Annotated in this window: 21 protein-coding genes; 3 read left to right on the forward strand and 18 right to left on the reverse strand. The window is 45.3% G+C overall.

Annotated features, from left to right (window positions below; translation table 11 throughout):
- Nucleotides 1-10: 10 nt before the first annotated feature.
- On the reverse strand, nt 11-796 hold the full coding sequence (locus tag L1D55_RS09325) for a class I SAM-dependent methyltransferase (RefSeq protein ID WP_239917236.1): 786 nt from the start codon (nt 794-796) through the stop codon (nt 11-13).
- Between the two features lie 53 nt (nt 797-849).
- On the opposite strand from L1D55_RS09325, the gene gloB reads away from it, so the two are divergent.
- The 3 genes from gloB to L1D55_RS09340 all read left to right on the forward strand — a co-directional run bounded on the left by gloB (nt 850) and on the right by L1D55_RS09340 (nt 3,930).
- On the forward strand, nt 850-1,608 hold the full coding sequence (gloB, locus tag L1D55_RS09330) for a hydroxyacylglutathione hydrolase (RefSeq protein WP_239917237.1): 759 nt from the start codon (nt 850-852) through the stop codon (nt 1,606-1,608).
- 70 nt (nt 1,609-1,678) lie between these two features.
- Nucleotides 1,679-3,247 (forward strand): LysM peptidoglycan-binding domain-containing protein, encoded by a 1,569-nt coding sequence (locus L1D55_RS09335; RefSeq protein WP_239917238.1) that lies wholly within the window; start codon nt 1,679-1,681, stop codon nt 3,245-3,247.
- Nucleotides 3,244-3,930, forward strand: a complete 687-nt coding sequence (locus tag L1D55_RS09340) for a YIP1 family protein (protein WP_239917239.1) — start codon at nt 3,244-3,246, stop codon at nt 3,928-3,930. The genes L1D55_RS09335 and L1D55_RS09340 overlap by 4 nt, the downstream gene beginning before the upstream one ends.
- 28 nt (nt 3,931-3,958) lie before the next feature.
- On the opposite strand, the gene L1D55_RS09345 is transcribed toward L1D55_RS09340, so the two are convergent.
- The 17 genes from L1D55_RS09345 to L1D55_RS09425 form a co-directional block, all read right to left on the reverse strand.
- A complete protein-coding gene (locus tag L1D55_RS09345; RefSeq protein WP_239917240.1) occupies nt 3,959-4,801 on the reverse strand; it encodes an endonuclease/exonuclease/phosphatase family protein in 843 nt (280 codons plus the stop codon).
- A 61-nt stretch (nt 4,802-4,862) separates the two neighbouring features.
- Nucleotides 4,863-5,201: a nitrogen regulatory protein P-II gene (glnB, locus tag L1D55_RS09350; protein ID WP_004738609.1), complete on the reverse strand. Its 339-nt coding sequence runs from the start codon at nt 5,199-5,201 to the stop codon at nt 4,863-4,865.
- A 130-nt stretch (nt 5,202-5,331) separates the two neighbouring features.
- Nucleotides 5,332-5,643, reverse strand: coding sequence for a cytochrome c (locus L1D55_RS09355; protein WP_004738608.1), 312 nt, complete (start codon nt 5,641-5,643; stop codon nt 5,332-5,334).
- Between the two features lie 58 nt (nt 5,644-5,701).
- On the reverse strand, nt 5,702-7,033 hold the full coding sequence (gene tilS / locus L1D55_RS09360) for a tRNA lysidine(34) synthetase TilS (protein WP_239917241.1): 1,332 nt from the start codon (nt 7,031-7,033) through the stop codon (nt 5,702-5,704).
- Between the two features lie 123 nt (nt 7,034-7,156).
- Nucleotides 7,157-8,116 carry an acetyl-CoA carboxylase carboxyl transferase subunit alpha gene (accA, locus tag L1D55_RS09365; protein WP_004738605.1) on the reverse strand — a complete coding sequence of 320 codons (960 nt, stop codon included), beginning with the start codon at nt 8,114-8,116 and terminating at the stop codon, nt 7,157-7,159.
- Between the two features lie 45 nt (nt 8,117-8,161).
- Nucleotides 8,162-11,641 (reverse strand): DNA polymerase III subunit alpha, encoded by a 3,480-nt coding sequence (gene dnaE, locus L1D55_RS09370; RefSeq protein WP_239917242.1) that lies wholly within the window; start codon nt 11,639-11,641, stop codon nt 8,162-8,164.
- A gap of 112 nt (nt 11,642-11,753) precedes the next feature.
- Entirely contained in the window at nt 11,754-12,374 is a 621-nt protein-coding gene (gene rnhB / locus L1D55_RS09375) for a ribonuclease HII (RefSeq protein ID WP_008224012.1), read from the reverse strand.
- A 48-nt stretch (nt 12,375-12,422) separates the two neighbouring features.
- The gene (gene lpxB / locus L1D55_RS09380) at nt 12,423-13,619 is read right to left on the reverse strand and encodes a lipid-A-disaccharide synthase (RefSeq protein WP_239917243.1); all 1,197 of its coding nucleotides are present in this window, start codon (nt 13,617-13,619) and stop codon (nt 12,423-12,425) included.
- Nucleotides 13,620-13,701: 82 nt separating this feature from the next.
- The gene (lpxA, locus tag L1D55_RS09385; RefSeq protein WP_239917244.1) at nt 13,702-14,490 is read right to left on the reverse strand and encodes an acyl-ACP--UDP-N-acetylglucosamine O-acyltransferase; all 789 of its coding nucleotides are present in this window, start codon (nt 14,488-14,490) and stop codon (nt 13,702-13,704) included.
- A 1-nt stretch (nt 14,491) separates the two neighbouring features.
- A complete protein-coding gene (gene fabZ, locus L1D55_RS09390) occupies nt 14,492-14,944 on the reverse strand; it encodes a 3-hydroxyacyl-ACP dehydratase FabZ (RefSeq protein ID WP_004738598.1) in 453 nt (150 codons plus the stop codon).
- A 93-nt stretch (nt 14,945-15,037) separates the two neighbouring features.
- Nucleotides 15,038-16,069 carry a UDP-3-O-(3-hydroxymyristoyl)glucosamine N-acyltransferase gene (gene lpxD, locus L1D55_RS09395; RefSeq protein WP_239917245.1) on the reverse strand — a complete coding sequence of 344 codons (1,032 nt, stop codon included), beginning with the start codon at nt 16,067-16,069 and terminating at the stop codon, nt 15,038-15,040.
- Between the two features lie 5 nt (nt 16,070-16,074).
- A complete protein-coding gene (locus tag L1D55_RS09400; RefSeq protein WP_008224002.1) occupies nt 16,075-16,575 on the reverse strand; it encodes an OmpH family outer membrane protein in 501 nt (166 codons plus the stop codon).
- 27 nt (nt 16,576-16,602) lie between these two features.
- Nucleotides 16,603-19,008: an outer membrane protein assembly factor BamA gene (bamA, locus tag L1D55_RS09405; RefSeq protein WP_239917246.1), complete on the reverse strand. Its 2,406-nt coding sequence runs from the start codon at nt 19,006-19,008 to the stop codon at nt 16,603-16,605.
- Nucleotides 19,009-19,056: 48 nt separating this feature from the next.
- Nucleotides 19,057-20,415, reverse strand: coding sequence for a sigma E protease regulator RseP (gene rseP, locus L1D55_RS09410; RefSeq protein WP_239917247.1), 1,359 nt, complete (start codon nt 20,413-20,415; stop codon nt 19,057-19,059).
- On the reverse strand, nt 20,412-21,620 hold the full coding sequence (gene ispC, locus L1D55_RS09415) for a 1-deoxy-D-xylulose-5-phosphate reductoisomerase (RefSeq protein ID WP_239917248.1): 1,209 nt from the start codon (nt 21,618-21,620) through the stop codon (nt 20,412-20,414). The genes rseP and ispC overlap by 4 nt, the downstream gene beginning before the upstream one ends.
- Nucleotides 21,621-21,670: 50 nt before the next feature.
- Nucleotides 21,671-22,513 (reverse strand): phosphatidate cytidylyltransferase, encoded by an 843-nt coding sequence (locus tag L1D55_RS09420; RefSeq protein ID WP_239917249.1) that lies wholly within the window; start codon nt 22,511-22,513, stop codon nt 21,671-21,673.
- A 15-nt stretch (nt 22,514-22,528) separates the two neighbouring features.
- Nucleotides 22,529-23,281 (reverse strand): isoprenyl transferase, encoded by a 753-nt coding sequence (locus L1D55_RS09425; RefSeq protein WP_004738590.1) that lies wholly within the window; start codon nt 23,279-23,281, stop codon nt 22,529-22,531.
- Nucleotides 23,282-23,304: the final 23 nt, after the last annotated feature.

The following is a 23,304-nucleotide window of genomic DNA, read 5'->3' on the forward strand; positions in this document are numbered from 1 at the left end:
AAAAAGCCGACTACGAGTCGGCTTTTTCTGTTTTTAGCGGGCGCAGCGCACGAATGGGATGCAACGTGCAGCGAGTATCAGTCCTAAAGCTAGCGCCAACCGGAGAGAAGCGTCGTTTAAGGTGCCAGTGTGGCTTAATAGGTTTCAATGGATAGGTGCGCTTGCGAGCGACAATAAAATATTGGCTTCCAGCAAACGAGGCACAGCCACCTAACGCGTTCTCAAACCAGGTCCACATCGCTTGATACTTACTCATCGGGAACAATGCATAAGTATCACAATGAATCACTTCATAGTTCAGAACACCCAACCAATCTTTTACGCGGCTTGGCGTATACATCCGCCCACTCCAAGGTAAACTGTTCTTGCGCCACGGCATTAAACTAGCAAGCCCGGTGACACTGAATGGGTTAAAGCCGGTGATAATGATATAACCATCGTCCATCATTACTCGGTCGACTTCTCTTAATAGTCGATGAGGGTCATTGCTATAATCTAATTGATGACTAAGTACCACAACATCAAAACTTTTCTCCAAAAAGGGCAAATTATAGCCATCCGCTATCACATTATGTAATGGGTTCTGGATATCTAGGTTTACTTGATGTTGAATGTTGCATGTGCAGCTAGAAATCTCACTGCTGAGACCGCCGAGCTTGAGCATATGGTAACCAAATAACTTTGGACACCACTCATCGAGTCGAGTTTGAATTGATTCTCTCAACCAGTCCCCATTGTGCAATTGTGCCCAAGTGTAAGGACGCTCAAACTTCTTTCTGCTACGTGCTGGCTTCATCAATAATCTGTCTCACTTATTCTGTCGCACTGAAAGTGACTGGAGAACCAATAATGTTACATATCAAAAGCATACCTGCATTTAACGACAATTACATCTGGCTGATTGAAAATAGCGATCGCCGTTGTGCTGTCGTCGACCCCGGCGATGCGGCTCCAGTATTAGAGTACTTAGCACACCATGAGCTAACTTTAGATGCAATCTTGATTACACACCACCACCACGATCACATTGGTGGCGTTCCAGAGTTAGTTAGACAATTTCCAGGGGTTGATGTGGTGGGCCCGAAGAATGAGCCTATCCCAACATTGACACATCCAGTGGATGACGGAGACCAGCTGGAGTTGTTTGGCGAAGTGTTCTTGGTTCTTGGGCTAAGCGGGCACACGGCGGGCCATATCGGTTACGTTGGTGATGCAAAGCTATTCTGTGGTGATGTACTGTTCTCTGCGGGCTGTGGTCGCATCATGGAAGGCACTCCACAACAGATGTTTGATGCATTAAATAAGATTACGGCGCTTCCTCAAGAAACCGAAGTCTATTGTGCACATGAGTACACAGCAGCCAATATCGCTTTCGCACTTGCAGTTGAGCCAGATAACCAACATTTGCAGCAATATCGCGACCAAGTGAACCGACTTCGCGCACAAAATAAGTCGACCATCCCCACAAATTTGAGACAAGAGAAGTTTGTGAACCCTTTCTTGCGCTATACCGAGCCAAGTGTAGTGAAATCAGTATCTAATCGCACCGAAGAGACCGATCCTTTGTCGGTATTTACCGCTTTACGTGCGTGGAAGAACGAATTTTAACAAATACAGACTTGTCACTTATAGGGAGTGGCAAGTATTATCATCGGCCGTTTATTAAAAAGGCTGTAACATGCGAGTTAAGTACAGCTGGGCTTTGGTATTACTACTATCTGGTTGCCAATTAACTCAGTCAGAGAATCCCGACCAAGCTTCCGAGCAAACCAACACATCTCCTACAGAAGTTTCTCAAACGAACGTTTCACCTGAAGCGACCAAAGAAGAACAAAAAGTTGAAGCACCTGTCGTCACTCCACAAACACAAGAAGATGTTTGGAAACGTATTGCGATGCAACTTGAAATGGAAGTACCAGACCAAAAGAAGGTCGACTACTACCGAACTTGGTATCTAAAACACCCTAGTCATCTAAAAACCGTCTCCAAACGAGCCGAACCTTTCCTTTACTTGATCACCACCAAGATTGAAGAAAGAGACCTACCTTTAGAACTGGCACTGCTACCGGTTGTTGAAAGCTCATTCGACGCATTTGCCTACTCTCACGGCAGTGCCGCTGGCCTATGGCAATTCCTCGCTGGCACAGGTAAAGACTACGGACTTGAGCAGAACTTCTGGTACGACGGCCGCCGAGATGTTGCCGCCTCAACCGATGCTGCGTTAGATTTTCTAACCGACTTAAACAGACGTTTTGACGGTGACTGGCAACACGCAATCGCGGCATACAACAGTGGCGGTGGCCGTGTGAACAGCGCAATCCGTAAGAACAAGAAGCTTGGTAAACCAATCGACTTCTTCTCACTGGATCTGCCAAAAGAGACTAGCAGCTACGTACCTAAACTGCTGGCACTGGCAGACGTAATTGCCAACCAAGAAAAGTACGGCATTGATATTCCTGCAATTCCAAATAAGCCAGTACTGACTCTAGTTAACCCAGAAGAGCAACTGGACTTGGCTATTGCTGCGAACTATGCAGGCATTCCAGTAAAAGAGCTGCAAGGCTATAACCCTGCATATAACCAGTGGGCGACAGCACCAGAAAAGCATCAGAAGCTATTACTTCCTTTAGATTCAGTTGAAAAATTCAACAAAGAAGTAGCGGCCAATAAAGGCAAAGGCATGAAGCTGGTTCGTTACAAGGTTCAGTCTGGTGACAGCATCAGCGTACTGGCAAGCAAATACAACACCACCAGCAAGGTGATTCGCACTGCCAATGGTTTGAGCAACAACAACATTCGTATCGGTCAACACCTACTGATCCCGACTTCGACTAAAGACGATAAGGCATACGCGCTCAGCGCTTCTAACCGCCTAGCAAACACACAGTCAAAGAGTCGCGGTCAATACAAGCTAACCCATAAAGTAAAAAGTGGTGATAGCTTATGGACCATTGCACGCGCCAACAAGGTATCTCACCAGTCGCTTGCTAAGTGGAATGGCATGGGACCACGTGACACCTTACGAATTGGTCAAGAACTGGTCATCTGGAAGAACGGTTCTGACGGCGCCATCATCCGTACCATCTTCTATAACGTAAGATCAGGTGACACAGTCAGCGGTATTGCATCAAAGTTCAAGGTAAAGAGTTCAGATGTTGTAAAATGGAACACTTTGCAGAACCAGAAATACTTACAGCCAGGACAAAAACTGAAGCTGTATGTTGATGTAACTAAGGTAAGTGTATGAACCCATCAAGTAACCCACTCGTCATGCTGTTGGATATATTCCGTTCACCAACAGCTTGTTTCTTAGCGCTTTATCAACGAAGTGCTTGGGGATGGCAACCCTACGTTGTATTAATACTTAGCCCATTTTTATTTTGGGGTGCTTATTTTTCGAATGTAGATTTTGCGTGGTTAAGTGCAGAGCTATCTAAGCAATTAGCTCACACAAACCCAGACCAGTTGGCGTTACTTGATAGTAATACCCTACTTGCCAGTGAAATTATCAGCGATGTGTTTAGCCGCACGCTCACTATCGTTCTTTTGGCATTTTGGTTTAACCTTGCAACCAAACCTAGCCAACATCAGCATAGCTTTTGGCGATGGTTTGCAGCAGCATCAGTGATCATCTTCCCAGCAGTTTTAGGTGACATTGCGAGCTACGCAAGTCTAATCCTAAAGCACGGTCATGTGATGAACTACGCCGCTGACTTGAACAGCTTAAACGGCTTAATCAAGTTACCGCTTACTAGTGATTGGTCACAATTTGCTAGCTCATTACCACTGCTACTGCCTTGGTACATCGTACTTGGTTACGCGGCGGTCTTAACGTGGACAGAGTTTGAGCGTGGGCAAGCACTGGTGATTTCAGGCTTGCCGTGGATTGGCTATTACCTAATCTGGGCTATCTACATTTTAGTTTCGTAGATAACCGTTACTGAGTCTTAGCTTTACTCTATTTAGCCTTAAAAGTGACTAACATTGGATTATGATCAGAAGCGTCCGTCATGGGCGCTTTTGCTTTTTCTACCTCTAGCCCACGATAAAACACATGATCTAGCACTAGCCCCGTTATAAACTGAGTGCGATTATCAGGGTCAAAAGCGACTTCAGCCAAGCCTACTTTTTCCAGTGCTTCTTTTAATACAGCAAAGCGAGCCTCACTCCAGCTGTTAAAGTCACCAGCAAAAATAACCGGCCCACGATATTTTTGTAGATTGTCGGTTAAGCTCTTGAGTTGAGCTTCATAATCTTCGGTACCAAAGGTAAAGTTCACGGCGTGAATGTTGATCACCGCCAACTCCTCACCATTACTCAACTTGTAACGGGACCATAGAGCAGACTTAGGCAACTGCAACCAAGGCTCTTCATGGGTATAAGCACAAGCCTCGATAGGTAAATGAGTCGCGAGGTTAAGCACACCAGCACTTTTTTCGAATGCCTCAAACGCATTGACTCGAGTACTTCCCCATTGACCACTCGTCACCCACTGACGAAGTCCATCCGTCATGCTCGCTTCTTGTAGCAATACTAAATCGCTTCCCGCTGTCAGCTTGTTGAGTTCCGTCTGCCAATGACTGCGATTTTGCTTATAAATATTCCATACTGTGAGGCTTAAGCCGTCAGACACATCCAGCGCTTTAGGTTCAGAGTTTTGGTAGCAACTGTAGATGTCATTGCTGGTATTTGGAGAAGACGTAATAAGATTGGGCTTATTTGGGATCACGAAAATAAAGTGAAAACTAACAACAGCCAGTGTTATCAGTAATGTGATAACTATGATGGTTTTCTTGAACATAAAGCACCCTACCAGAAATGAAAAAGGAGCGATAAACGCTCCTTTTAGGGTAATAGTTTTTTTATACGGCGTCTTCGTCTTCTTCGCCAGTACGAATACGTACCACACGTTCAACGTCAGTGATGAAGATCTTACCATCGCCAATTTTACCAGTTTGAGCCGTCTCGATAATGGTATCAACACATTGGTCTGCTACTTCATCAGTAACAACGATCTCTAACTTAACTTTAGGCAAAAAGTCGACCATGTACTCTGCGCCACGGTATAGCTCAGTATGACCCTTTTGGCGTCCGAAACCTTTAACTTCAGAGACCGTCATACCCGTAATGCCCACTTCTGCAAGCGCCTCACGTACATCATCAAGTTTGAATGGCTTGATAATGGCTTCAATCTTTTTCATGTTCATCCCTTAAACTGTGCGAATGGCTCATTATCGGATAGCTATAGTAAACATTCAATGAAAAAAGCCAGAGCTTTAAAGCTCTGGCTCGAAATTCATCGTATTGTTTAATCTGTGCTTTAAGAGGGATTTACTTAAGGCTTGCGTAGTAAGCAGCTAGATTAGCAATATCTTCATCATTCAGCATTGAAGCTTGGGCCTGCATGACAGCAGCCAAGCCGCCGGTGCGCTGGCCGTTCTTATATGCGTTAATTGATGAAGCAATGTATTGCTCGTTTTGACCTTTAAGGTTTGGGTAACCCGGGATCACTGCGATACCGTCAGCACCGTGACAAGCTGCGCACACTGCTGCTTTTGCTTGTCCTGCAGCAACATCACCTGCCAGAGCGTTACCACTCAATAGTCCAAGTCCAAGAACTAATCCTAGTGTAATTTTCTTCATTGCATATTCCATTAATTATTTTTATTAAAGTGACATAGAATTGTGACACAAACTTTTTCTAGTTGCTCCAAAGTGCTTCACAATCTTGACCATCGTAGTTTTTATCTACGAATAACCCTAAAACAGCGATCACTCGATCACCATCCATTAATATAGGCGTTCTGCGCCTCAGCCAGCTAGGCACTTGGTACTCTTGAAACAGCTTCTTAAGCTTCCTGCTATGTCCACGCCCAACTGGGTGCGCCGATAATCCTTCGGGATTAAAGGTAACACGTAATACCGCATTTTGGTTTGGTAAGCTAAACGTTTGTACGCGACGCCCAGGTTCGGACTCAGATCCCCCCGCTTGCAAGCTCACATCTCCCAAGTCATCTGGCAGAACCAACCTTCCACCAACGGCAATTTCACCTTGCCAACCCGATAGATCTTTAGTCTTTCGAACCAAATAGAGCTTTTGATTAAAACGCCTAACTTCAACGCCGTTTAACACCAGCTTAGGGTTAGCATCACGCTGAGCACACGCCACTTCCTCCCAGATAAGCTGGAGTTGCTTTTGGCTCGGCATCGCTTGCTGGCAATGACCTAACCACATTCTCAACAAGCGCGCTCTTAGTAGAGCAGAGTGCGCAGATAATACCTCAATGCTCAAGCTCTGGTCACCACCAAGAGCGAGTTGTAAGTGAGAAGCTAACAACTCGTCTAGCAACATCTCTTGCTCGGCACAGAGCTGAGCGCTGCGACTAACAGACTCTCGAAAACTAGGCCAACGCTCGGTCAGCGCCGGAGTCACTTGATGGCGAATAAAGTTACGGTCGAAACGCACGTCCTGATTACTCTCATCTTCAACCCAAGTTAACCCCATACGGCGAGCGAACGCTTCAATCTCAGCTCTGGTCACTGACAGCATAGGACGAACAATATGAGCACCTGAAAATGGCATCACTTTCGCCATCGATGAGAGGCCTTTAGGACCACTGCCGCGCTTTAACGCTAATAGAAAAGTCTCGACTTGATCATCGACGTGTTGACCAGTAACCAGCACATCCCCTTGTCGAAGATGCGATTTGAAGGCGTTATATCTAGCGTCTCGAGCGAGCTTTTCAATACTTTCACCGATATGAACATCCAGTGAGACACGCTCCACTGCCAAAGGCACTGACAAATCATCACACCACACTTGGCATTGCTCAGCCCATTGGTCCGCATTCTCACTCAAGCCATGATGAACATGGATTGCCTGACAATCGATGCCATGAGTTTTGGCGTATTGCGCAGCCAACTCCAACAGCACTCGTGAATCAACCCCACCACTAAAGGCAACCACCAGCCGTTGAGGCTTGATTGCGCTTTGGTCAAATACAGAGGTAAACGTTTCGATTAAGTGAGTCATGAGGCCTAATAAACCAAGAAAGTGTTTGAAAGGTAATATTTAAATAATAAAAAAGGGTTGGCACTGAGTCCAACCCTTTCATTATCTTGTTACATAAAGTCTGCCTTCGAATAAGGCAGCTTATCAGCAGTAACCGTAGCTCATTAGACGCTGGTAACGACGCTCAAGAAGCGTTTCGTTATCAAACTGCTCTAGCTCTTCTAGTTGTTTAACTAAAAGGTCTTTCATGTTCTGAGCGGTTTGCACTGGATCACGGTGTGCGCCACCTAGCGGCTCAGGGATGATTTCGTCGATAAGCTCAAGCTCTTTAAGACGAGGAGCAATTAGGCCCATCGCTTCAGCAGCTTGTGGTGCTTTATCTGAGTCACGCCATAGGATCGAAGCACAACCTTCTGGAGAGATTACTGAGTACGTAGAGTACTGAAGCATGTTCACGTAGTCACCAACACCAATAGCTAGCGCACCACCAGAACCGCCTTCACCAACAACGTTACAGATAACTGGAACAGAAAGACCAGCCATAACCTTAAGGTTTTTAGCGATAGCTTCAGATTGACCACGTTCTTCCGCGCCAACACCTGGGTATGCGCCAGCCGTGTCGATGAAAGTAATGATAGGCATGTTGAAACGCTCAGCAGTTTCCATTAGGCGAAGTGCCTTACGGTAACCTTCTGGCTTTGGCATACCAAAGTTGCGAAGTACTTTTTCTTTAGTCTCGCGACCTTTCTGGTGACCAATAACCATAACAGGACGGCCATTTAGACGAGCCATACCACCCACGATTGCTTTGTCATCAGCATAAGCGCGATCGCCCGCCATCTCTTCAAATTCTGTGAATGCATGCTCCAGGTAATCTTTTGTGTAAGGACGTTGTGGGTGACGAGCAAGTTGAGCTACCTGCCATGCACCTAAGTCGCTAAAGATTTTCTGTTTAAGCTCTAAGCTTTTTTTCTCTAGTTGTTCGATTTCTTTGTCTAGATCTACCGCTGTGTCACCACCGTGACGCGAAACGTCACGTAGCGCTTCGATTTTTGCTTCAAGTTCAGCGATAGGCTTTTCAAATTCTAGAAAGTTCAGGCTCATCTATGAATCCTTGTTGATTCAGCTTTGCATTTGCGAAGCTAAATTTTAGTTAAATTCGAGTTCTACTTGGCTATTTCCAAGCAGCTGTTTTAATTCGTCTAGTAATGTATCACTTGGCGTCACGCGCCATTCTGTGCCCAATGTTAACCGCGCTCTAGCGTCGGCACGCTGGTAGTATACATTGACTGGGACCGTTCCGGCTCTATAAGGTTCTAAGATTTGACTAAATCGTTCAAAAAATTGACCATTAATTTGGGATTCATCGATAGATATCGATACCCCACGAGCATATTTTTCACGGGCGCTTCCTAAGTCCATGACCTCGCGCGCGGACATTTTAAGCCCACCGTTGAAGTCATCAAAGCTGACCTGTCCAGAAACGACCACAATTTTGTCTTTTTCGAGCAATTCTGCGTAACGATCGAGCGCATCTGAGAACAACATCACTTCCATACGCCCAGATCGATCGTCGATGGTCATCAAACCAATTCGAGTACCACGCTTGGTGGTCATTACTCGAGCTGCAATCACCAAGCCAGCAATCGTTAATGATTGGTCACGGCGTGTTGGCGTCGCATCTTTCAAACGGCAGCTGGTGTATTTCGCTAATTCTTTGATGTAAGCGTTAACCGGGTGACCCGTCAGGTACAAACCTAGCGTTTCACGTTCACCTTCGAGCCAAACCTTTTCAGGCCATCTTGGTACTTGGGTGTACTTGTGCTCGACTTCTTCCGGAGCATCCGTCAATACACCAAACATATCCGATTGCCCAAAGGACTCGGCATGGTGATATTGGCTTGCTGCTTTAACCGCATCAGCCAATGAAGCCATCATCGCTGCACGGTGAGGGCCTAATCTATCTAACGCACCCGATAGAATCAACTTTTCGATAACACGCTTGTTAACTTTCTTTAAATCAATACGAGCACAGAAGTCGAATAAATCTTTGAAGTAACCGCCCTTGTTGCGCGCTTCAATGATCGCTTCAATCGGGCCTTCACCTACCCCTTTGATCGCGCCGATGCCATAAACGATCGCACCGTCGTCATCAACATTAAATCGGTAGAGACCAGAGTTAATATCAGGCGGCAGCAATTTGAGCTTCATACGGAAACACTCATCAACAAGGCCAATAACCTTCTCGGTGTTATCCATATCCGCCGTCATTACCGCGGCCATAAACTCTGCAGGATAGTGTGTTTTCAGCCACAGCGTTTGGTAAGAAACCAATGCGTACGCAGCTGAGTGCGATTTGTTAAAGCCGTAGCCCGCAAACTTTTCTACCAAGTCAAAGATCTTCATGGCCAGCTCGCCATCAACACCGTTGGCTTCTGCACCTTCTTTGAAGGTACCACGCTGTTTAGCCATCTCTTCTGGCTTTTTCTTACCCATCGCACGACGCAGCATATCCGCGCCACCCAGCGTATAACCCGCTAGGATCTGTGCAATTTGCATTACCTGCTCTTGGTACAGGATGATGCCATAGGTTGGTTCTAACGTGTCTTTTAGCGATTCATGTTGCCATGTTTCATCTGGGTAAGAGACGGCTTCTCGACCGTGCTTACGGTCGATAAAGTTATCTACCATGCCTGATTGCAGTGGGCCCGGACGGAACAAGGCTACCAATGCGATGATATCTTCAAAACAGTCAGGTTGAAGACGTTTGATCAGGTCTTTCATACCACGAGATTCCAGCTGGAATACCGCAGTGGTTTCAGAGTTTTGTAGTAAGTTGAACGACGCTTGGTCATCCAAAGGAATCGATTCAATACGAACCGGCTCTTTACCTTCTTTCTTCAAGCGTGGGTTCACTAGGCCCAACGCCCAGTCGATGATGGTCAGAGTACGTAGACCCAAGAAGTCGAACTTAACCAAGCCAGCGGTTTCAACGTCATTCTTATCGAATTGCGTTACCGGGAAGTTACCTTCTGCATCCGCATAGATAGGCGCAAAATCTGTGATTGTGGTTGGTGAGATTACAACACCACCCGCGTGTTTACCGGCGTTTCGCGTACAACCTTCTAGAATGCGACACTTATCGATCAGTTCGCGAACCTCTTCATCACCATCGTAAAGCTCTGGCAATGCAGGCTCGGCAAGAAAGGCTTTCTCAAGTGTCATACCCGGATCTGGCGGTACAAGCTTAGAAATACGGTCGACGAAACCAAACGGGTGACCCAGTACACGGCCTACGTCACGAATTACCGCTTTTGCCGCCATGGTACCAAAGGTGATGATCTGGGATACCGCATCACGACCGTACATTTCAGCAACGTGGTCGATAACTTGGTCACGCTTATCCATACAAAAGTCGATATCGAAATCGGGCATCGAAACACGTTCTGGGTTCAAGAAACGTTCGAATAGTAGATCGTATTCAAGTGGATCGAGATCGGTGATATCCAATGCGTACGCCACCAATGAACCCGCACCCGAACCACGACCTGGGCCTACTGGCACATCGTTATCTTTAGACCATTGGATGAACTCCATTACGATCAAGAAGTAACCTGGGAAACCCATGTTGTTAACAACTTCCAGTTCAACCTTTAGGCGCTCGTCATATTCTGGGCGGCGCTCTGCTCGCTCTTTTTCATCAGGAAAAAGGAATGCTAAACGACGCTCAAGACCTTCTTCTGACTTCTTAATCAAGAAGTCTTCAATCGCTAAACCTTCAGTCGGGAAATTCGGGAGGAAGTACTCACCAAGACGAACAGTGACGTTACAACGCTTAGCAATCTCAACACTGTTTTCAAGCGCTTCTGGGATATCTGAGAACAGCTCACACATCTCTTCTTCGCTACGAAGATACTGTTGCGCACTGTAGTTCTTCGGACGACGAGGATCGACCATCGTGAAGCCATCATGAATCGCCACACGGATTTCATGGGCATCAAAAAGATCTTCAGTCAGGAATACCACTTCGTTGGTTGCAACAACAGGTAAGTCTTCTTGCTCAGCCAGTTCCAACGCAAAGTGCAGGTAAGACTCTTCATCCGGACGTCCGGTACGAATCAACTCAAGATAAAAACGATCAGGGAAGTATGTTTTGTAAAACTCGACACTGCTCGCGACCAGATCACGGTTACCTTTCAGCAATGCCTTACCGATTTCGCCTTCTTTGGCGCCAGATAAGATAATCAAGCCTTCAGCGTTTTCGATTAACCACTCTTTGTCGATCACAGGTTGATGCTGTATGTGACCACGCAAGTAAGCTTTTGAAATCAGCAAGGTAAGGTTGTTATAACCTTTGTTATCAGACGCTAAAACCGTCAGTTTCGTCAGCTCATCTCCAAATTCTGGAGATTGCATCAAAAAATCAGCACCAATAATTGGTTTAACCCCACACCCATGGGCAGTACCGTAAAATTTCACCAAACCACATAGGTTAGTGAAGTCGGTAAGTGCTAGAGCTGGCATACCCATTTCAGCGACTTTTTTAACTAGTGGTGGCACCTTAGACAGGCCATCCACCATAGAAAAGTCACTGTGTACGCGTAGGTGAACAAATTTTGGATCTGACATTATTTTTCCTTAGTTCTAGGCCGGAGCCTAGGATTACATTCGAAGCACTGAGTGTATTCTATTTTTTTCTATTGCTAGTAAGCAAATTTAATAGATCTTATCTATGTAGAGCTTAATCAATGCCTAGAATACGCTTTACTGGCTTAAAGCTTTTACGATAGTGCTCGGTAACACCGTGCTTTTCAATTGCCTCGAAATGCGCCTTCGTCGGGTAACCTTTGTGTTTAGCAAAACCAAATTCCGGGTGAAGCTTATCGAGCTCCTCCATCTCTTGGTCACGAACTACTTTAGCGATAATAGAGGCAGCACTGATTTCAGCGACACGCAAATCTCCTTTAACCACTGCAATGCCAGCCATTGGCAATTCAGGTACACGGTTGCCATCAATCAAAGCCATATCTGGCTGAACACTTAACCCCGCAATCGCGCGCTGCATCGCAACCATAGTCGCTTGTAGAATATTGAGTTCATCAATTTCTTGCGGTGAACAACGACCAACCGACCACGCCAATGCTTTCTCTTTAATTTCAGGAAGCAGAGCAAGGCGCTTTTTCTCAGACAGTTTCTTTGAGTCGTTCAAGCCTTCAATGGGATTATTCGGGTCTAGGATAACCGCAGCTGTCACTACATCGCCAACCAATGGCCCACGCCCTACTTCATCGACGCCAGCAAATAGCTGGTAGCCTTGAGGGTATTCGAAAGGTGGAAGCTCTTTTTTCTCTTTTACTGCCATGACAATTCTCTTTGTAACTTTTAAGCTCATGCCTTTGAAACTAGCACGTTATGATTCAACAAACTCTCGGCCGATCAATTTCAGCACCGCGTTGGCGGCTTGTTTGTCTGCATCTTTACGGATCCAGTGGTGCATTTCAGTAAAGCGTTCAATCAACGCACTGTTATCTGTAGCTAGCATCTTATCAACCGAAGGGAATAAGAAATCTGGATGGCACTCTTCCAAGATGTGCTCTTTGACAATTTCTTCGCCCGCCAGAATATTCGGCAGTGACACAAATTCGGTGATAGCTAGCTTCTTCACAATGTAGCCAGTCAATTTATTCACTTTGTAGCCCACAACCATTGGACGCTTAAGCAGCATACATTCAAGAGCGACCGTGCCGGATGCCAATAGTACAGAGTCCGCTGCAGTGATCACGTTACGAGCTGTATCCTGCACAATGATAAAATCTAATTCTGGTGCTGTCGCCTTCCAAATCTCGGTAAATTGTTGCTTGCGGGTTTCGTCAACAGCAGCCACCACGAAACCGATGTCTGGGTACTTTTGGTTGATACGTTTACAGGTTTCAATGAACGGTTGAGCGATAAGCTTCATTTCACCACCACGACTGCCCGGCAGAACCGCTAGCCACTGCTTGTCTTGCTCAAGATCAAGCAGTTCTCGTGCTTCCGCTTGATTTGGCTCAAGTGGAATGGCATCTGCCAGTGTATGGCCAACAAATTCACAGGCAACGTTGTATTTGTCGTAGAACGCTTTTTCAAATGGTAGGAACGCCAGTACCAGATCGGTTGCTTTATCGATCTTAAAAATACGTTTTGGACGCCATGCCCATACTGAAGGGCTAACGTAATGAACCGTTTTTATACCGGCGTTCTTAAGGTCTAGTTCCAGTCTCAAGTTAAAGTCAGGAGCATCAATACCAACGAACACATCTGGTGGGTTCTGAGTGAAATATTTAACCAGCTCTGCTTTTACTTTGAGCAGACGAGGCAAGCGACCAAGCACTTCAACAAGGCCCATTACGGCAAGCTCTTCCATCTCAAACAAAGATTCACAGCCTAGCGCTTTCATTTTTGGCCCGCCAATACCAACAAATTCTGCATTCGGGTACTGAGCTTTTATCGCTTTAATAAAACCTTCGCCAAGGGTATCGCCAGAGAGTTCTCCGACAACAATGCCTACCCGCAGTGGCTCGTTGGAAACAAAGCCTGAGTTATTGGTTTGTGCTTCTTGCTGTGCCATAGTTTTCCAATTCCCTTCTCGCCTAAAACAAAAAAGATCGCCTTAAAAGTAGCGATCTTTTTTATATCAATCACACCTGGTATTAACGAATAATACCGCGCTCAGAGTTCTCTAGCATCTCTAGCATAGGAGTTACCGAAGCAAACTCTTTCGCCATATCAACTAAAGCCGCTTTCGCTTCTTCAAGCGTTTTGCCGGAGCGGTAAAGCTCTTTGTACGCTTTTTGCAGTGCACGAATCTCTGGTTTCTCGAACCCGTTACGTTTCAAACCAACAAGGTTAAGACCAAATGGTGCTGCATGGTTACCTTGTGCAAGTACGTACGGCAGTACATCTTGAACAACGGCAGAACAACCACCAATGTAAGCGTAAGCACCGATTGAACAGAACGGGTGAATCGCAGAAAGCGCCATAACACCAGCGTAATCGCCAACCGTTACGTGACCACCTAAGATAGCATTGTTACCAATGTGAGTGTGGTTACCAACAATAACGTCGTGCGCTACGTGAGCGTTAACACAAAGCAGGTTGTCATCACCGATCACTGTAGTTGCTTTATCTTGAACCGTACCACGGTGGATTTGAACCGCTTCACGAATCACGTTGCGATCGCCGATCACAACCGTTGTGTCTTCACCACCGTACTTCTTGTCTTGGTTCTCTTCACCAATCACAGCGTGTGGGAAAATGCGGTTTTCTTTACCAATGGTAGTGTGACCTTTGATCACAACATGCGACATGATCTCTGTATCGTCACCAATGGTTACATTACCAGCAATGTAAGTAAAAGGGCCAACTGTTACATTCGCACCAATCGTTACATCACCTTCGATAACTGCAGCCGGGTGAATTTTTGCTGTTTCATGAATCATATTAAAACTCTCTACGAGCACATTTAAGTTCAGCTGAACATACTACTTCGCCGTCAACTTTCGCAACGCCGTTAAATGACGCGATACCACGACGCTCTTTTAGGAATTCAACTTCGATAACCAGCTGGTCACCAGGTACTACTGGCTTACGGAATTTCGCTTTATCAACACTTGCGAAGTAGTAAAGCTCATTACCAGAAGGTGCACCAAAAGATTTAAATGCTAGAAGACCTGTAGCTTGCGCCATAGCTTCTAGGATCAACACACCTGGGAATACAGGAAGTTGAGGGAAGTGGCCAGTAAACTGAGGCTCGTTAACAGAAACATTCTTAATTGCAGTCAGTGTTTTTTCTTTTTCAAAGCTAGTCACACGATCAACCATTAAGAATGGGTAGCGATGAGGTAATAGTTCCTGAATTTCAGTAATGTTCATCGTTGTCTGTTCAGTAGTCAAAGTCGTATTCCTATATGTATTCTTTATTTAATTAGAAAGATTATAAACGAAAAAGACTCGCTGTACGCGAGCCTTTTATTAGAAATGCTGGAATTATGATTCCGCGCTCTTCTCGATAAGTTTTTCAACGGTTTTCAAACGCTTGTTCATTTCATCAATACGATGAACACGCGTTGCTGTTTTACGCCATTCTTTGTTTGGCTGTAAAGGAATACCCGAAGAGTACATGCCTTTCTCAGAGATGCTGCGCATAACCATACCCATACCAGTTATAGTTACGCCGTCTGCGATTTCAATGTGACCATTGATAACGCTACCACCACCAATAATACAGTACTTACCTATCGTCGTGCTGCCTGCGATGATAGTACCACCCGCAAGAGCAGAACCATATCCGATGTGAACGTTGTGTGCGATTTGCATTTGATTATCGATGATAACGTTGTCTTCAATAACGGTATCATCTAGCGCACCACGGTCGATCGTTGTACATGCACCGATCTCAACACGGTTACCAATGCGAACAGAACCAACTTGAGGGATCTTAACCCACTCGCCTTTCTCGTTCGCATAACCAAAGCCATCAGAACCAATCACCGTACTTGATTGAACTAAACAAGCTTCACCAATTACCACTTCATGATAAATGCTTACGTTAGCCCACAGCTTAGTGCCTGCGCCAATCTTTGCGTTTTTACCGATAAAGCAACCAGCACCGATGATCACATCGTCACCAAGAACAACACCAGACTCAATCACAGCGTTCGCACCAATAGACACGTTTTGTCCAAGAGTTGCATCGCTCGCAATTGAAGCTGAATCAGCAATAGCCGCAGCCGGTGCAGGAGTAGTATCAAGCGCTTGAGCAACCTTAGCAAAAGCAACGTAAGGGTCACTGACCACAATCACGTTAGTCTTACACAGTTCGCGCTCACTCTCTTTAACCATAATCGCTGATGCTTTACAGTCACCTAGGTGCTTGCTGTACTTAACGTTAGAAAGGAACGTAATGTTACCTTCTTGCGCTTTATCCATAGGAGCAACAGCAGAAACGGTTACAGTACCGTCACCATGTAGCTCCCCCCCGGTAATGGTTGCCAATTCGGCTAAAGTCAGTGTCTTCATAAAACTTATTTTAGTTCTTTAATTACTTTCTCAGAGATGTTGTATTCAGGCTTGCCGTATTGTAGCGCTTGAATATCAACGATCATGTCGTAGCCTTCTTTCTCTGCAACTTTCGTTACAGCATCTTGAATCACTTTGAATAGCTTCTGCTTCTCTTGTGCTTCACGACGTTGGCTTGCTTTTTCTAGTGCTTGAGCTTTGATTTTGTACTTGCTGTCTAGTTGGCCTACTTCGATACGTAGCTTCTCAACTTCGTCAGGACCCAGTAGCTCGCCATCACGCTTAAGCTTTTCAATCTTCGTTTTTGCTTCAGCTTGAATGCTCTGTAGCTCAGCTGCTTTGTCTTTGAACTCTTCCTGCATTTTTTGAAGAACAACTTCACGCTGAGGTAGAGCCTGGAATACTTGTGCAGTGTTTACATAACCCACTTTTTGCGCAGCTTCAGCAGCTGTTGCAAAGAAAGAAGAGCTAAGAACTACAAGGCCTAAACCTGCTGCTTTAATCATATTTTTCAAAATATTGTCCTTTAAATATTAGAAAGTTCTACCAATGGTGAATGTGAAGAATTCCTCATCATCACCTTCGTAAATTTTAATTGGTTTCGCTAGAGAGAAAACCAGTGGGCCCATCGGTGACATCCATTGAAGGGCAGCACCATAAGATGAACGGTAATTCGTTGGATCAGAGTAATCGTAGTAGTACTGGCTGCCACTGTTAGGTGCGCCACGGTCTACGAACTCGGTATCCCAAACACTTGCCATATCGAAGAAGACACTGGTACGAATCTGGCTGCGAGCTTCATCAGAAGCAAACGGAGTAGGTACGATTAGCTCTAAACTTGCCAAAGCAACCGCGTTACCACCTACTGAATCATCCGTAGCGGTGTCGTAGGTTGGGTTGTTACCTGTGCTGCTTCCGTAAACGGCTTTTGGACCTGCCGAGTTAGAGCCAAAACCACGTAGGGTTGTAAAACCACCCGCGTAGTAGTTCTCGTAGAATGGGAACAAGTTATCGTTACCATCCGTTTGACCATAACCATTACCATAGCCTAATCGGCCACGCATCAATAGTGTGAACTCATGCTTTTGGGTCAGCGGGATGTAATGTTTTACATCGTACTGCATTTTGAAGTACTGAGCATCAGAGCCAGGTACCGTCATTTTAGCGAAAGCACGTTGGTGGTTACCTTCTGTTGGGAAGAAACCACGGTTCAAGTTATTACGTGTCCAAGAAATATTGATATCGAAGTCATCAGTTAAGATGTGCTCGTCACCGTATTGGTCGATACTTCTCGCAAACTGTTCAACCTGGATATAAGTCGGAACGTTACCGATCTTGTTGTGTGTATAGCCAACACCAAACTCAATGCGGTTCAGCTCATCCATAGGGAAGCCCCATGTTAAGCTCGTGCCATAACTTTGGTTGGTATAGTCGACGATGCCCGCTTCAGATGCTTCAAACTCGTTGTAGAAGATCTTACCACCCAAGCTCACACCATCTAGGTTCCAGTATGGGTCACGGTAGTCTAAGCTCACGTTCTTTTGGTAATCGTTCATCATGGCACTTACGCCAACACGGTTACCAGAGCCCGCAAAGTTATCTTGCTGAAGACCAACCTGGAAGCTCACACCAGACTCAGTACCGTAGCCGACACCAAAATTGATGCTACCCGAGTTCGCTTCTTTAACGTTGTAAACCAAATCAACTTGGTCTTCACTGCCTGGTACACGAACGGTTTGTACATCAACCGTTTCGAAGAAACCTAGACGGTTAAGACGGCTCTTACCGGTATCAATCGATTTAGAGTTAAGCCAGCTACCTTCCATTTGACGCATTTCACGACGTAACACTTCATCTTTTGTCGAGTTGTTACCTGTAAAACGAATGTCACGTACGTAGATACGGCTACCCGCTTCAACGTTGATAACCAGTGAAACCTCTTTGGTCTCGTCATTGAACTCTGGAATCGTACGAACTTGCGGATACGCATAACCTGACTCGCCAAGAATACGCTTAACGCCTTCTTCCAGTGATGTCACAGAAGAGCCGTTGTAGGTATCGCCATCTTCAAATGGCACAAGCGCTTCAAAATCAGCTTCGCGGCCAATAAGCTCACCACGGAATGATACGTCTTTAACTGTGTAAGCTTCGCCTTCATCTAGACCAAGCGTAATATAAACGCCTTTCTTATCTGGAGAGATCGCCACCTGCGTAGAGTCAACCTTAAATTTCAGGTAACCGCGGTCAAGGTAGTAAGATTTAAGCGCTTCAATATCACCAGCAAGCACTTGCTTCTGGTATTTTTCATCCGCTAGGAAGTTCCACCAAGCCACATCTACATTGAGGTTGAAGCGGCTAAGCAGTTCTTCATCAGTAAACACTTCGTTACCGATAAAGTTAATTTGCTGAATCTTAGCTGAAACGCCTTCAGTAAAGACAAATTTAAGGTCAGAACGGTTACGTGGCAGAGGTGTTACAACCGCGTTTACTGTCGCGTTGTATTTACCAACACTGTAGTAAAAATCTTCAAGGCCTTTCTCGATGTTACTTAGCGTAGTGCGGTCAAGAGCTTCACCTTCACGAACACCAGATGCATCTAGGTTCTGCTGAAGTTGTTCTTCTTTGATCGCTTTATTGCCCGAGAAAGAGATACTTGCGATGGTTGGTCGTTCTTTCACTTGAACAATCAAGACACCTTCATCGCGAAGAACTTTAACGTCTTCAAAGTTACCCGAAGCGTACAATGCACGAATGATCTCAGAAACGTCGCTTTCATCTACTTCATCGCCAATACGTACTGGCATTTTCAGTAGAGCCGCACCAAGTGCAACACGCTGTAAACCTTCGATCTTGATATCTTGAACTACAAAGTTTTGTGCTCCGTTCGCAGCCACACTGGTGGCTAATAGACTTGCGAACAGAATTTGCTTAATCGCCATACTTATTCTAATTATTCCTTGCTACTACCAATGCCTGTGAGAAACCATTCACAGACGAGTAAAATCGTTAAATATTGCCAGAGCCATTAAAGAGAAGAGGATCGCCCCTCCCACTCTGTATCCCATCTCCTGAACTTTCTCAGGGACTGGTTTACGAGTAACGGCCTCAATAGCGAAAAAGAGCAAATGTCCGCCATCAAGCATAGGCAGCGGAACCAAATTAATAATACCTAAGTTAACACTGATCAGAGCTAAAAAGCCTAAGAAGTAAACCAAACCGTAATCAGCGGTTGTACCTGCGCCTTTAGCAATTGAAATCGGGCCACTTAAGTTGTTTAAGCCAACATCACCAACGATGAGCTTTTTCAGCATAGTAAGCGTCAGACCAATGATTTGACCTGTTTTATCAAATGCTTTTCCTACAGACTCAATTACACCAAATTGTAACTCAAAGCGATAATCTTCTGGCCATTCTGCGACTTCCGGAGCAATACCCGCATAGCCGATTGTTGAACCATCAGAAAGCTCGCGGCTTTTCGGTGTCATTACGAGTGATTGCTCACTGCCGTTTCTTGATACAACAACGTCTAAAGGTGTCATTGGATTCGAGCGAATTAACTCAACCACTGATTGCCACTGCTCAATTGGTTGACCATTAATCTCAACAATTTGGTCGCCCGCTTCTAGACCAGCAGAGTAAGCAGCACCATCATCAATCACTTGAGCCAGCACTGTCGAGATCTCTGGAGAGTATGGTCTAAAGCCAAGCGTTGTCATCGCAGATTCAGTTTCTGGGTTGAACGACCAGTCTGAAATATCCAACGTCAATTGTTGCTCAAAGCCGATATCGTCTTGCGCAGACACCGTTACTATCATCGATTGATCACCAATATGCGATATCAAACCCATATTGACTGATTCCCAATCTGCGGTTTTGATTCCCGAAATAGATTTAAGTTCCATTCCAGTTTCAATTCCGGCTTGTGCAGCAATAGATTGTGGAGTTACCTCACCAATAACAGGCTTAACCGCCGGCACACCAATCAAAAATACTAACCAATATGCAAACACAGCAAAGATGAAGTTAAACGCTGGTCCAGCTCCGACAATCGCGGTTCGCTTCCACAACGGCTTTTTATCAAACGCGTACTGCTGCTCGTCTTCTGACAGGTCATCGACACGACCATCGAGCATTTTTACGTAGCCGCCCAGTGGAATCACGGACAAGCTGTATTCTGTACCGTCACGGCCAACTTTGCTCCAGATTGATTTACCAAAACCAATCGAGAATTTTTCAACTTTTACACCGCAACGACGAGCAACCCAGAAGTGTCCAAACTCATGAACCGCGACCAGAATGCCAAGCGCTATGATAAAAGATGCGAAGTTCCACAGAATTCCACTCATGCTAGCTGCTCTTTAATAAATTGAATGGCTATTTGACGAGACATATTATCTAGCTCAAGCAGGCTTTCCAAGCTATCTAAGCCTTCAGAGTTATGTTGTTCACATACTTTGCTCATAACATGTTCGTTAATGACTGCAATATCGGTAAATTTAACCTGATTGTTCAAGAAAGCGTCGACTGCAATTTCGTTTGCTGCGTTGATCGCTGTCGTAGCATGCTGACCTAAGTAACACGCTTCGATGGCTAATTTCAAACATGGGTAACGGTTGAAGTCAGGCTCTAAGAAAGTCAGTTCACCAACTTTGGTGAAATCCAGAGGCTTAACACCCGCTTCAGTACGTTCAGGGTACGACATCGTCAGTGCGATAGGTGTCGCCATATCTGGTTCACCCATTTGAGCAAGCACGGAACCATCCTTGTACTGAACCATAGAATGGATCACAGACTGAGGGTGGATAATCACCTTTAGCTGATCTTGAGATGCATTAAACAGCCATTTCGCCTCAATGTACTCAAGACCTTTATTCATCATAGTCGCAGAATCGACAGAGATCTTAGGCCCCATAGACCAGTTAGGGTGTGCGATAGCGCGTTCAGGAGTCACTGTTTCTAGCTCAGCCACGTCGGTATAACGGAAAGGACCACCAGAACCGGTTAGTAGGATATGGTTAATGCCGTTAGCTTCTAAATCACAGCGACCTAAATTAGTTTGGACGTTTTGTGGCAAGCATTGGAAGATAGCATTGTGTTCACTATCTACAGGAAGAAGCTCAGCACCGTACTTTTCCACAGCATCGATAAACAGCTGTCCAGACATCACCAAGGCTTCTTTATTTGCCAACAGGATACGCTTACCCGCCTTAACTGCTGACATCGTTGGAAGCAGGCCAGCCGCGCCAACAATCGCAGCCATCACCGTATCCACTTCATCCAAAGAAGCAACCTTGCACATGCCTTCAGAGCCTGAGAGTACTTGGACGTTTGGGTGATTAATTGACAAGGTGTCAGCGAGCTGAGATGCAGCATCAGGACAAGCCATAGCAACATAGCTTGGTTGCCACTTTTCTACTAACGCCAGCATCTTTTCAACATTCGAGCCACCAGCCAGCGCAACGACTGAATAAAGATCTGGGTTTTGCTCAACGACTTTTAGTGTACTTGCACCAATTGAGCCAGTTGCGCCTAGGATAGTTAGATTTCGCATCACATATGACCGTAGAAATGTAATAAAGGGCAGATTCACTGCCCTTTTAATTAGAATGCTAAGTAAAGCAGAGCAAAGACAGGGAATGCAGCCGTTAAGCTATCGATTCTATCTAGTATACCACCATGACCAGGAATCAGATTACTGCTGTCTTTGACCCCAGAAACACGCTTGAACATGCTTTCAACAAGGTCACCAAGAACAGAGATAACAACGGTCACAAGTGTAATCACAATCATGTGTAAAGGGCTTGAGAATTGGATATTGAACAAGTCAGCAAAAATCCAAGCCACAATCACTGCGGTGATGATACCGCCAACAAGGCCTTCAATTGTCTTGTTCGGGCTAACGGCTGGTGCCATTTTACGCTTACCGAAGCTCTTACCAGAGAAGTAAGCGCCACTGTCTGCAGCCCATACCAGAAGACACACAAACATCACGAGTTTTGCGCCGTGGTAAGGATCAACGTCAATACCGTTAGCGCGCAAAATCACTACACTCCAAAAGAATGGCAGCAGAGTTAGTACACCAAAACCATGACGAAGAAACGATGAGTCTTTCCATGCTGGCATAGACTTAGGATAAGTCACTGCCATACCACTTGCGATTACCCACCAAATTGAACCAATCGTTAAAATGGCGTAGTGAGCACTCGATAAGTTATTTAGGCTAAATGCATCAAAAGGGATAAAAGCAAAACTTGCAGCACTTACCACAACCGTTGGAATCAACGCTAAATAACGCGATTTGCTTTCAACAAATTGAGTCCACTCCCAGTAGCCCAATAGCGAGATAACCGCCAATGAAAGGATAAACGTAGGAAGTGATAACTCGAAAATTCCTAGAATAACTAGGGGAGCTAAAATCAACGCCGTAATAATTCGTTGTTTCAAACCAAAAAATCCTTATTAACTGTCCATCAGAGCTTTAATCTGCTCACCGGTGCAGCCAAAACGGCGCTCACGATTTACAAACCAAGTCACAGCTTCTACCAAGCTGTCTTCATTAAAGTCTGGCCAGAATTGTTCAGTAAAATACATTTCGGCGTAAGCCAACTGCCAAAGCATGAAGTTACTAATGCGGCATTCACCGCTGGTGCGGATCAGAAGATCAACTTCAGGAATATCCGCCATTGTCAGGTGCTGTGTAATCATAGCTTCATCAATGTCTTCTACATTAATATCGCCAGACTTTACCTGTTGAGCGATGGAAGTCATCGCTTGCTGAATATCCCACTTACCACCGTAGTTCGCGGCGATATTGATAACCATACCGGTATTGGTGCTAGTCAAAGCTTCCGCTTCTTCGATTTTCTTTTGTAGTCGATCATTGAAACGACTTTTATCACCAATAACACGAAGTTGTAGATTATTTTTATGGAGCTTTTTCACTTCACTTGAAAGCACGGAGATAAAGAGTTCCATCAAAATACCCACTTCTTCCTCTGGTCGACGCCAGTTCTCGCTACTGAATGCGAAAAGTGTAACGGCTTTGATGCCGAGTCTGGCAGCAGAAGAGATGGTTTTGCGAACGGCTTGAACACCGTTTTTATGACCAAAGACGCGAGGCTTGCCCTGAGCTTTTGCCCAGCGACCATTACCATCCATGATGACAGCAATGTGTTTAGGAAGAGAGTCTGTGAACGCTTGAGAATTATGCATAAAAGAGTGAATCAAATTCTAAT

The sequence above is a fragment of the Vibrio sp. Isolate22 genome, from assembly GCF_022398115.1.
In the GTDB taxonomy this organism is placed as follows: domain Bacteria; phylum Pseudomonadota; class Gammaproteobacteria; order Enterobacterales; family Vibrionaceae; genus Vibrio.

Coding starts and splice junctions, on each gene's coding strand:
- L1D55_RS09325 (WP_239917236.1), bottom strand. CDS start 796: ATGAAGCCAGCACGTAGCAGAAAGAAGTTTGAGCGTCCTTACACTTGG.
- gloB (WP_239917237.1), top strand. CDS start 850: ATGTTACATATCAAAAGCATACCTGCATTTAACGACAATTACATCTGG.
- L1D55_RS09335 (WP_239917238.1), top strand. CDS start 1,679: ATGCGAGTTAAGTACAGCTGGGCTTTGGTATTACTACTATCTGGTTGC.
- L1D55_RS09340 (WP_239917239.1), top strand. CDS start 3,244: ATGAACCCATCAAGTAACCCACTCGTCATGCTGTTGGATATATTCCGT.
- L1D55_RS09345 (WP_239917240.1), bottom strand. CDS start 4,801: ATGTTCAAGAAAACCATCATAGTTATCACATTACTGATAACACTGGCT.
- glnB (WP_004738609.1), bottom strand. CDS start 5,201: ATGAAAAAGATTGAAGCCATTATCAAGCCATTCAAACTTGATGATGTA.
- L1D55_RS09355 (WP_004738608.1), bottom strand. CDS start 5,643: ATGAAGAAAATTACACTAGGATTAGTTCTTGGACTTGGACTATTGAGT.
- tilS (WP_239917241.1), bottom strand. CDS start 7,033: ATGACTCACTTAATCGAAACGTTTACCTCTGTATTTGACCAAAGCGCA.
- accA (WP_004738605.1), bottom strand. CDS start 8,116: ATGAGCCTGAACTTTCTAGAATTTGAAAAGCCTATCGCTGAACTTGAA.
- dnaE (WP_239917242.1), bottom strand. CDS start 11,641: ATGTCAGATCCAAAATTTGTTCACCTACGCGTACACAGTGACTTTTCT.
- rnhB (WP_008224012.1), bottom strand. CDS start 12,374: ATGGCAGTAAAAGAGAAAAAAGAGCTTCCACCTTTCGAATACCCTCAA.
- lpxB (WP_239917243.1), bottom strand. CDS start 13,619: ATGGCACAGCAAGAAGCACAAACCAATAACTCAGGCTTTGTTTCCAAC.
- lpxA (WP_239917244.1), bottom strand. CDS start 14,490: ATGATTCATGAAACAGCAAAAATTCACCCGGCTGCAGTTATCGAAGGT.
- lpxD (WP_239917245.1), bottom strand. CDS start 16,069: ATGAAGACACTGACTTTAGCCGAATTGGCAACCATTACCGGGGGGGAG.
- L1D55_RS09400 (WP_008224002.1), bottom strand. CDS start 16,575: ATGATTAAAGCAGCAGGTTTAGGCCTTGTAGTTCTTAGCTCTTCTTTC.
- bamA (WP_239917246.1), bottom strand. CDS start 19,008: ATGGCGATTAAGCAAATTCTGTTCGCAAGTCTATTAGCCACCAGTGTG.
- rseP (WP_239917247.1), bottom strand. CDS start 20,415: ATGAGTGGAATTCTGTGGAACTTCGCATCTTTTATCATAGCGCTTGGC.
- ispC (WP_239917248.1), bottom strand. CDS start 21,620: ATGCGAAATCTAACTATCCTAGGCGCAACTGGCTCAATTGGTGCAAGT.
- L1D55_RS09425 (WP_004738590.1), bottom strand. CDS start 23,281: ATGCATAATTCTCAAGCGTTCACAGACTCTCTTCCTAAACACATTGCT.